Source organism: Micromonospora sp. NPDC002411, from assembly GCF_053592955.1.
Genome location: NZ_JBSFBM010000535.1, coordinates 1 through 2,987, shown reverse-complemented (window position 1 = coordinate 2,987; position 2,987 = coordinate 1). Strand labels below are relative to the sequence as shown.

Sequence of the window (2,987 nt, the reverse complement as noted above, 5' to 3'; positions counted from 1 at the left end):
GGTCTGGGGGTGGCGGCCAGGGGCGCAAGCCAGGCAACCCAGGCGGTGAACGCCTCACCCGGGGTCGGTCGAGTCTTCTTCCGGCACAACAACGAGGACTTCTTCTGCTCCGGCGCGACAGTGAACAACCCGCAGGCGAATCTGGTCTCCACCGCCGGTCACTGCGTACACCCCGGTGACGGCGGATCGGTCTGGTACGACAACTGGGCGTACGCGCCGGAGTTCACCAACGGCGTCGCGGTGCACGGCCTCTGGTTCCCCAAGGAGTTCACCTCGGTCGAGGGTTGGGTCGACTGGGGCTTCCTCTGGTGGGACTTCGCCTTCGTCACCATGCACCCGCGGGGCGGCAAACGGCTCGTGCACGTCACCGGCGGGCAGGGGCTCAGCGTCAACCAGTCCAAGAAGCTCTCGGTGTTGCTGCTGGGTTACCCGGCAGAGCCGCCGTACGACGGCGAGTCGCAGTACTACGACCAGGGCACCACCAAGGCCGCCGGGGCGCAGCGGATCAAGCTGAAGGACTGCCCGCTCACCCGGGGCGCCAGCGGTGGTCCGTTCCTGCGAGCGTGGGACAACGACCTCCGGTTCGGGTTCGTCAACTCGGTGATGTCGTACAAGTTCTCCGGCAACATGTACGGCCCCTACTTCGACGACGACGTCCTGGACATCTACAACGTGGCGAAGAACAAGCAGTGACCGACGGTCCGCCGGCGGCGGTCGTGGGTTGACAAGGACAGGTCTCCAGAGTGGACGATGGTGCGTGCGGATTCTCGTGGTGGGTGGCAGCGGCCTGATCGGTGCTCATGTGGTGGAGGTGCTGCGTGAGCGCAGTCACGCCACGACCGCTGTGGCGCGTACCTCCCATCCGGGGGTCGACCACCTGCTGGACGTCGGGTCCGCCTCGACAGAGGAGCTGCGGTCGTTGCTCGCCGGTCACGACGGCGTCGTGTACGCCACCCGGACCGACGAGCAGCGGCCGCTGCCCAAGCCGATCTACCCGCAGTTCCGCCGTGACAACGTCGACCCGGTGGTACGCCTGTTCACCGCCGCCCGCGCGGAGGGCCTCACCCGTGGGGTGGTGATGGGCTCGTACTACACCTACTTCGACAGGTTGCATCCGCAGTGGCGGCTCCCCGAGCGGCACACGTACATCCGGTGCCGTGTCGAGCAGGCCCGGGAGGGACGGGCGGCGGCCGGTCCGGATCTGCCGGTCGCCGTCCTCGAACTGCCCTTCGTCTTCGGTCGGGCCGGCGACCGGCTGCCGAACTGGGCCGGTCCGCTGGACCGGTGGGCGCGCTCGCGTACACCTCTGGTCGCACCGACCGGCGGAAGCGCCGCGGCCTCGGCGCGCAGCGTGGCCGAGGTCGCGGCCGACGCTCTGGAGCAGGCCAGCGGTGCGGACATTCCGGTCGCCGACGAGAACCTCACCTGGTCCGACATGCTCGCGCGCATCGCCGAGGCGGTCGGTCGACGCCGCCGGGTCGCCCGGTTGCCGGCCGGCGCGGCACGAACCGCCCTGCGTCTCGGCGGCGCGTTGCAGGGCCTCGGGGGCAAGGAGTCGGGGGTCAACCCCACCTACGTCGCCGACCTCCTGCTCACCGACCTGTTCATCGAGCCGACGACCGGCCGGTCGCTGGACGTCGCGCTACGCGAGACCTTCGCTAGCCGTCCGACGCCGGCGGTCGAGCGAGGTACGCCGTCTTGACGTCGGGCGCGAACCCGCAGGCGCGGTAGAACGCGTGGGTGGCGGGAGTGCGCGAGCCCGTCATCAGCATCGCCTTGTAGCAGCCCGCGTCCCACGCGGCCTGGAGCGTGCCGGCCATGATCTGCCGACCCAGACCGGTGCCCCGCCGGGATTCCTCGACGACCACGTTCTCGATGACGGCGTACGGCGACGCCGACCGGCTGAGGTTGGGGATCACGTTGAGGTACGTCGTGGCGACGACGACCCCGTCCAGGTCGAGGACGAAGAGACTCAGCCCGGGTGTGTCGAGGATCCGTTGGTAGGCCGCCACATCCGAGCCGTCGTCCAGCACCGGATCGTCCGGGTTGAGCTGCCGGTAGAGGTGGATGATCTGCGCGAAGTCGTCGGGCCCTGCCGCACGGAACATGCCCTGAGCCTAACCAGAGCCCCCACCGCGGCCGGTGCGGGGCGTCAGCGCGCGGCGATCTCGACGAACTCCCGCACCAGCGGTGACCGGTTGTCCTCGGCCCAGGCCAGACACACCTGGTTGGGCCCGAGGTCGTCGACCGGCACGTGGACGACGCCCGGCCTGGTGTAGAACGTCGCGGTCGACAGCGGCAGGATCACCACACCGGCGTACGCGGCGACGTGTTCCAGCTTCTCCTCGACGGAGTTCAGCTCGGGCCGGGGGCGGGGGTCGGAGTCGATCGGACGGTTCGGCAGGTCCCGCCACTCGGGCACCGCGTCCGGGTCCTGGAGCAGGCGCTCCTCGACCAGCTCGGCGAGGTCGACCGACTCCTTACCCGCCAGCCGGTGTTCGTCGGGCAGGACCACGACACGGGGTTCGGTGAACAGCGGGCGTAGGCGCAGACCACGTTGGTCGACCGGAAGCCGTACGTAGCTGACGTCGGCGCGCCCCTCGCGGACCACCTCGGCCTGGTCCTCCCAGGAGGTGCGGACGACACCGACGGCCAGGTCCGGGTGCAGCTGGGCGATGGCGCGGGCCTCGGCGGTGACGATGATGCCCGGCATGAACGCGATGGTGAACGTCTGCCGGCCGTGCGCCGCGCGCTGCACCCGCCGACGCAGCGCGTCGGCCGAGGCGAGCAGCGGACCGGCATCGGCCAACAGTTGCCGGCCGGCCTCGGTCAGCACTGTGGAGCGGCGATCCCGGACGAAGAGCTCGGCGCGGAGTTCGTGTTCGAACGCCCGGATCTGCCGCGACAGGACCGGCTGGGCGATGTGCAACCGCGCGGCGGCGCGGCCGAAGTGCAACTCCTCCGCGACCGCGACGAAGTAGCGGAGC

General features: G+C 70.2%; 4 protein-coding genes. 2 read left to right on the top strand and 2 right to left on the bottom strand.

What is annotated here, in order from left to right; genetic code table 11:
• A partial coding sequence (locus ACWCO3_RS33460; protein ID WP_450013942.1) for a trypsin-like serine peptidase occupies positions 1–693 on the top strand: 693 nt, incomplete at its 5' end.
• Positions 694–757: 64 nt separating this feature from the next.
• Positions 758–1,702, top strand: a complete 945-nt coding sequence (locus ACWCO3_RS33455; RefSeq protein ID WP_450013940.1) for an NAD-dependent epimerase/dehydratase family protein — start codon at positions 758–760, stop codon at positions 1,700–1,702.
• On the opposite strand, the gene ACWCO3_RS33450 is transcribed toward ACWCO3_RS33455, so the two are convergent.
• On the bottom strand, positions 1,659–2,108 hold the full coding sequence (locus ACWCO3_RS33450; protein ID WP_355026078.1) for a GNAT family N-acetyltransferase: 450 nt from the start codon (positions 2,106–2,108) through the stop codon (positions 1,659–1,661). The genes ACWCO3_RS33455 and ACWCO3_RS33450 overlap by 44 nt on opposite strands.
• 44 nt (positions 2,109–2,152) lie before the next feature.
• Positions 2,153–2,987 (bottom strand): LysR family transcriptional regulator (locus ACWCO3_RS33445; protein WP_450013938.1); only part of this gene is annotated, 835 nt, incomplete at its 5' end.

What these genes read in the sequence shown, in the direction of transcription:
- ACWCO3_RS33450 (WP_355026078.1), bottom strand. Translation starts at nt 2,108, where the DNA reads ATGTTCCGTGCGGCAGGGCCCGACGACTTCGCGCAGATCATCCACCTC.